Genomic DNA, 6,505 nt, shown 5'->3' on the forward strand with positions numbered 1-6,505 from the left:
CTTGCTGATAGGTTTGCAGAATCCATAAACCCTGTTCACCTCGTTGAAAAGTTTCCACTCGTTGGTGTTTACTCTTCACTAAGACATATTCCTGCAAACTTTCTAGAGTTTGATAATCATTAAATTTATCACCCCTGTCAAAAGCTTCTGTGGAATCGGAGAGAACTTCAATAATCAATTTAGGAAAACTTTTGTAGGTAGCAGTTTCTCTATCTCTGTCATCGCAGGTGACAAGAATATCAGGATAATAAAAGTGATTGCGTTTCTCTAATCTGACTTTCACATCGGCAAAATAAACCCGACAATCGGAACCCCGCAAATGATTACGAACAATTGTGTATATATTCCCCGAAACAATATTATGAGTATCAGTCGTCCCTGCCATGGCGTAAATTTGCCCATCGATATACTCGTGTTTAATGGGACTTTTTTCTTCAAACTGAAGATATTCGTCTGGAGTGAGATTATTATAGTTAGATAAAGCAATCATCGTTTTTTATCCTAATCACAACTATATTAAGTACCTAAGCAAAATTAATTATACATCTAAGCCGTTAGCATTCCCTGATTATCCCTCACTGTTCACTGATAACTGAAAAGTCTTCTCTCTCCGAGTCTCCTCTAGGAAATTAACTTTGCAGGATTAGATACCTGTTGAAATACTGTCTAGGAGAACCAGCAAAAAGAGCCTCGAATGGTTAATCTATATGTTATTACCCTTGTAACCCTCTATAACTACTGCTATGACAACCCTAATTGACTATTCAAATATTCAATCTTTACCCGAAGTTTGGTCAATAGTTGCCCAACGTTTCCCCAATATTATCGCCCTACAGGATCCCCACAGTAAACCGGAAGTAATTCTCACCTATCGGCAACTTTATCAACAAATTCAGCAATTTGCCGCCGCTTTGCAAGCATTAGGAGTCACAGAAACCGAAAATGTCGCTTTATTTGCCGATAATAGTCCCCGGTGGTTTATTGCCGACCAAGGTTCCATGGCAGCCGGGGCCGCCAATGCGGTACGATCTGCTCAAGCAGATGCAGAGGAATTAGCCTATATTCTGGCCGATAGTGACAGTCAGACGCTGATTGTCGAAAATAACCAAACTTTAGGGAAATTACTGCCGAAAATCCCTGAATTGCCCCTGAAATTAATCGTGCTGCTCACCGACGAAGACCCCGCTACTGGGGCGATTTCCGTGCAGACCTTAAATTTCAAGCAACTAATGGCGATCGGGGCTGAGAACACCCTTAAACCCATCACCAAGAGCGAAAATGATCTGGCTACCCTCATCTACACATCGGGGACGACGGGACAACCAAAAGGGGTGATGTTAAGTCACGGTAATCTACTCCATCAAGTACGCAACTTAAATGCTATCTTTCAACCGGCTCCCGGCGATCGAGTTTTAAGTATACTACCTTCATGGCATTCCTACGAGCGCAGTTGTGAGTATTTCAGTCTAGCTCAGGGTTGCACCCAGATTTATACCAGTATTCGCACTTTTAAGCAGGATTTAAAGCAATTTAGTCCCCAATTAATGGTGGGAGTTCCCCGTCTTTGGGAATCTCTTTACGAGGGTATCCAAAAACAATTTAGCGAACAACCGGCTAAAAAACAGAAATTGGTGCGATTTTTTCTAGAAAAGTCGGAAAAGTACGTTCTTGCTAAACGTATCGCCGATAATCTCAGTCTAGATCACCTTCACGCTTCCGGGATCGAAAGACTAAAAGCAAGAATTCAATCCCTCTTACTCTATCCCCTCCATGCCATCGGTGACCAGCTAGTTTATAACAAAATTCGCCAAGCAGTGGGAAATAAAGTTAAAATCTTCGTTAGTGGCGGTGGTTCCTTAGCTAGACATCTAGATACTTTCTATGAGATTGCGGGAATCCCGATCTTAGTTGGTTATGGACTGACAGAAACTTCTCCCGTCGCTACCGTCCGTCGTATCGATCATAACCTGCGCGGGTCTGCCGGTCGTCCCGTCTTTCAGACAGAAATCTGTATTGTCGATTTACACAGCAAAGAAGTCTTACCGACAGAAAAACACGGTTTAGTCTTGATTCGTGGTCCGCAGGTGATGCAGGGATATTATAAAAAACCAGAAGCAACCGAAAAAGCGATTTCTCCCGATGGTTGGTTTGATAGCGGTGATATTGGTTGGTTAACCGCTGCCGGGGATTTAGTTTTAACCGGACGGGCCAAAGATACAATTGTTTTGAGCAATGGTGAAAATATCGAACCGCAACCGATTGAAGATGCTTGTTTACGCAGTCCCTTTATCTCCCAAATTATGCTAGTGGGACAGGATCAAAAAGCTTTGGGGGCTTTGATCGTGCCTAATCTTGATATACTGGCCAATTGGGCCCAAGAACAGAAAATATCCTTAAATTTACCCGATCTTCACAGCGATCGCTCAACGATTCTTTCTAGCGATCTCTACAGCAAAAAAGTCTTAGCTCTCTACCAACAAGAATTAAAGCGCGAGGTAAGAAATCGGCCCAGTTATCGTGCCGATGACCAGATTAAAACCTTTGAGTTAATTTTAGAGCCTTTTTCCCAAGAAAACGGCATGATGACCCAAACTTTAAAGATTAAACGACCGGTAGTAACGCAACGCTATCGCGATATGATTAACGAGATGTTTGCCAAGTAAATATTTCCGGCAAATATTCCCTAACCTCTTGACAAAAAGACCTTTTTAGGATAAGCAAATCATGGATGACGCACAAACCAGTTTATTACTGAAGCGCCCGGTGACAATTAAAGTCATCGTGACTCCGCGCTGGAAAGAAGAAGCACAACAGCAATTACAAGCACAAATGGCTCAAATTGACGCACAAATTCAACAATTAGAAACCCAAGGCCAAAGAGCGATCGCAGAAATTCAGCGTCAGAGTCTGATCCCCTTACCCCCCGCGGCTGCCCAACAGATTGACAATATTCAAATCCAAGTCAATCAACAGAAAAGTGAGTTTCTCGAACAAAAAAACCAGTATCTGCAACAATTGCAACAGGTACAACTCTTGGAACTCAATCAAGAAGTCGCCCAAGCACAACTAGAAAGTTTTTTCCGTGTCGAAAAAGGCGATAACTTAGTGGCCAAAATGAATGTAGAACTCGTCCTTAGAGATGGCATAGTCGAAGAAATTCGCGGCGAAATTTAAAGCTAGGGTGAGCAGTTACCGGTCATTGTCAACTTAAAGGCTAAAATCGGCAATAGCAAGGGTTATTCTCCCTTGCTAACCCAGAAAACCGCCCCTAGATCACATCACCCCTGACATGGCTTGATCAGGCCTGAAAAATATATTAAGATTCTTTATCGATCGCCCGGACACACTCGCCTATATTGTTGTATAACTTCATCTCTCCATCGACTCACCCTTAATTAGATCCTATAAATATAGAATCTCCATGCTTTCTTTCTTACCCACTATTCTTTTAGCTCAGTCCGCCTCGGTCTTGCCCCAGATAGAGAGGAAATTAATCACCCAATATCAGGAAGTGCGTCAGTTGCCCGGTCAACTAAATGATGTGCTGGTTTTTAATAGCAATAGTCCCGAAGTCGTAGAAAAAGAGGGAATTCTCCTCTCCACTTTCCCCGGCAAAGGAAAACGTTATCCCGTAGCCCATCTCAATCATCCCCTACAAGGACGTTTTGACGTTTTCACCCACCACATCGCCCGTCAAACCGATCCCAATCGCGACCTGCACCAGGGCCTGATCGTTACTAATCCCACCTCCAGAAACCTCGTTATCCGCATCCTGCAAGGAGTCAGTTACGTCACCTCCGCCGATGCCCCTTTTGTCGATTTACCCTCTCTGGTGGAAGATCCCAATGGCCGGGTTTTTTCCGGTCCCGGTTCCCGTTTAGCCAGCGATATCATGCGTCGTCGCCATGATACCCAATTTCCCACCCAGATCGTCATTCCCCCAGGCCAAAGTCGGATGCTATTCGATCTGGTTATCCCCAGAAGTAGCGCCCGCTCGACCCTCCTACGTCTCTACAGCGATGGCCCTGTCTATATGGCCAATTTAGCCCTCTACGAAGTTCCCCAAAAAGTCAAAATCGAAGATCGGGAAATAGAAACCTTTCGTCCCCCTACCCTAGAGGAATGGCGTACCCTATTAGTTAGAGGTGATTTAGCCGCTCCTCGCGATTTTCCCCCCACTCCCCCCGATCAATGGTTCCCTGGAAGAAGAAATTTTTATGGTCGCGTGGCCGGAATTTCTGTCGGTTCGGAATGGGCAACCCGCATTGTCGATCCCAAAGGGGGAATTAATCTCACCATTCCTCAACCCGGTCAAGCTTTTGCCTATCCTTTAAGTACGGTGACAGCAGCTACTTTCGGAACCAGACAAATTCAAAGCGCCCCCATGTTAGTGCGTTATCCCGATACGGCTTTCAAAGCTCACGGTAACTACGGTGTTCACTACTATCTGACTTTACCTCTATATAACAACACTAGCAAAACGCAGGTGGTGGCTTTGAGTATTCAAACCCCAATTAAAGAAGACAATTATCTCGATCGCTTGCTATTTGTTGAACCCGTCCAGGGACCGGTATTTTTCCGGGGTGCAGTGCGCGTTACCTATCGTAACGCTCTGGGACGCACCGAGGAACGTTTTTTCCATCTCGTTCAACGGGAAGGACAACAGGGAGAAGCTTTAGTACAGGTGGAACTTCCCCCCGGAGCCAGACGCGACATTAATCTCGATTTTCTCTATCCCCCCGATGCCACACCTCCCCAAGTTTTGAGCGTTAAAACTTTGGAATAGATAGTTTTTCTCGAAAAGTTAACGGCTGATTGTCGGGGGTAATAAGTAAGATACACTGAAATTAATCTCTCTCTGTGAATTAGCCGATGGATATTAGCAAAACTTGCTTTATTTTCTGCTTATTATCTCAATTTTTGGGCAATACAGCTGCGAGTTTAGCCGTGACTAAACTCGATTTTGATACCGGTCAAACCCTAACAAATCAAGTGGTTAGATCGGGGAAAATTAAGGTAAAAGTTAGCTATCAACCCATCGACCTAAACGAGAGAGTTGATGATAATTATGATATTAATAATGTTTCTTATCAAATCTTTTATAACGAGCAAATTTATCAGGAAAATAGCGGCTATAGTGCCTTTGGATCCGGCTATGTCGAATTAAGAGATTTAGATAATAATGGCATCGATGAGATTATCGTCTCCACCTATAGCGGCGGCGCACATTGCTGCACATCTTTGGTAATTTATACTTGGCAAAAAGATAAATTTATTAGAGAAGAAACGGGTTTTTTAGATGGTAGTGGTGGTTCCTTTGAAGATTTAGATGGAGATAATAATTATGAATTTGTCACCGTTGATAATGCTTTTTTATATGCTTTTAGTTCCTACGCCGCCTCTTTTCCTCCCTCGATAATTTATACTTTTCAACAGGGTAAATTAGCGGATGTCACTAGAAAATATCCCAAAAAATTAAGAAAAACTTTAGCAGCAATGTTGAGAGCCTTTCAGTTAGCTAAAAAAGAAAAAGCCGAAGTCAATGGCATTTTGGCTGGTTATGTCGCCCAAAAAATTCTCCTAGGAGAATACGAAGAAGCTTGGCAATTTCTCCTCGCTAATTACGATAAAAACTCCGATTGGGGTCTCGATATCTATGGCGAAAGTACAGCGATCGGCAAATATCCAGACTTTCCCACTGCCCTGAGAGCTTTTCTCCTGAAAAATGGCTATTTAACCCGAGTTCGGGTTAAGTAGAGGCGATAAAATTCCATGTTCAAGGAGGGTTTTTTCGGCTGATGGCAGTAAGCAATCAAACCAGAGAGGAGATTAAGGCAAAAATTAACAGAGCTACGGTGGCGGGAATGTTCAACGGAAGTTTCCCTTTGACAAAAAGCGACAACCTCTGCTGTGGCAGAATCTCTATGGGGGAACTTCCGCTAAAAACAGACAAATTTAACGGAGTTCGCGGTTCGGCATCACGCTTCGCTCGAGCGGCTGTTAATAGTCTTGAACTCAATCAATCACCACCTCCACAACCGCCACAACCGCCACAACCGCCGCCACTGCCGCCATCACTGCTGCCATCACTGCCGCCACTGCCGCCATCACTGCTGCCATCACTGCCGCTACTAGCAGCGGCTGTGGGAGTCAGCATTTGATACAAGTCTGCTAAAGCCATATCGGCCATCAGAACTGTTGCTCCAAACAACGCGACCGCAAGTACAAGTTCAGAATCGCTGCTATTGGCTGTTTTTAAAGGTTGTAAGCGATTTGTTAAATCATTAAAAATTATCTCTCCATAACGGCTGCGCTGTGGTTTGACAAAAAACCTTGCTCCCAAAACTAGAAGCCCAAATATACAGTTGACATCCTCACCGCCGTAAACGGACGGTGATTCCCAAACCTCACGATTTAGGTTTCTGCTTCTTTCCCTTGCGGGGTTCCGCACCGGCCTTAACAGATTTACTCTGTTCTGGTCTTATGGTCGCTCTACAGACTGACA

General features: G+C 44.0%; 5 protein-coding genes and 1 pseudogene. 4 read left to right on the top strand and 2 right to left on the bottom strand.

The window, feature by feature from the left end:
* The coding region (locus IM322_RS05610) for a Uma2 family endonuclease (protein ID WP_287713136.1) at positions 1-490 on the bottom strand (490 nt) is incomplete at its 3' end.
* Positions 491-743: 253 nt separating this feature from the next.
* On the opposite strand from IM322_RS05610, the gene IM322_RS05615 reads away from it, so the two are divergent.
* The 4 genes from IM322_RS05615 to IM322_RS05630 all read left to right on the top strand — a co-directional run bounded on the left by IM322_RS05615 (position 744) and on the right by IM322_RS05630 (position 5,757).
* Positions 744-2,663, top strand: coding sequence for a long-chain fatty acid--CoA ligase (locus tag IM322_RS05615; RefSeq protein ID WP_287672154.1), 1,920 nt, complete (start codon positions 744-746; stop codon positions 2,661-2,663).
* Positions 2,664-2,724: 61 nt separating this feature from the next.
* Positions 2,725-3,174, top strand: a complete 450-nt coding sequence (locus IM322_RS05620) for a YlqD family protein (RefSeq protein ID WP_002756613.1) — start codon at positions 2,725-2,727, stop codon at positions 3,172-3,174.
* Positions 3,175-3,421: 247 nt separating this feature from the next.
* Complete coding sequence (locus IM322_RS05625) at positions 3,422-4,786, top strand: DUF3370 domain-containing protein (protein WP_287672151.1); 1,365 nt, start codon at positions 3,422-3,424, stop codon at positions 4,784-4,786.
* Positions 4,787-4,872: 86 nt separating this feature from the next.
* The gene (locus IM322_RS05630) at positions 4,873-5,757 is read left to right on the top strand and encodes a hypothetical protein (RefSeq protein ID WP_287672149.1); all 885 of its coding nucleotides are present in this window, start codon (positions 4,873-4,875) and stop codon (positions 5,755-5,757) included.
* Positions 5,758-6,019: 262 nt separating this feature from the next.
* Here IM322_RS05630 and IM322_RS05635 read toward each other — a convergent pair.
* Positions 6,020-6,364 (bottom strand): annotated as a pseudogene (locus IM322_RS05635) (TIGR04222 domain-containing membrane protein); the annotation flags it as partial.
* Positions 6,365-6,505 lie beyond the last annotated feature (141 nt).

Source organism: Microcystis sp. M109S1, assembly GCF_020247025.1.
Taxonomy (GTDB): Bacteria; Cyanobacteriota; Cyanobacteriia; order Cyanobacteriales; family Microcystaceae; genus Microcystis.

Bases quoted from the DNA above. Each gene is read 5' to 3' on its own strand.
- IM322_RS05625 (WP_287672151.1), top strand. From the start codon at position 3,422: ATGCTTTCTTTCTTACCCACTATTCTTTTAGCTCAGTCCGCCTCGGTC.
- IM322_RS05630 (WP_287672149.1), top strand. From the start codon at position 4,873: ATGGATATTAGCAAAACTTGCTTTATTTTCTGCTTATTATCTCAATTT.
- IM322_RS05620 (WP_002756613.1), top strand. From the start codon at position 2,725: ATGGATGACGCACAAACCAGTTTATTACTGAAGCGCCCGGTGACAATT.
- IM322_RS05615 (WP_287672154.1), top strand. From the start codon at position 744: ATGACAACCCTAATTGACTATTCAAATATTCAATCTTTACCCGAAGTT.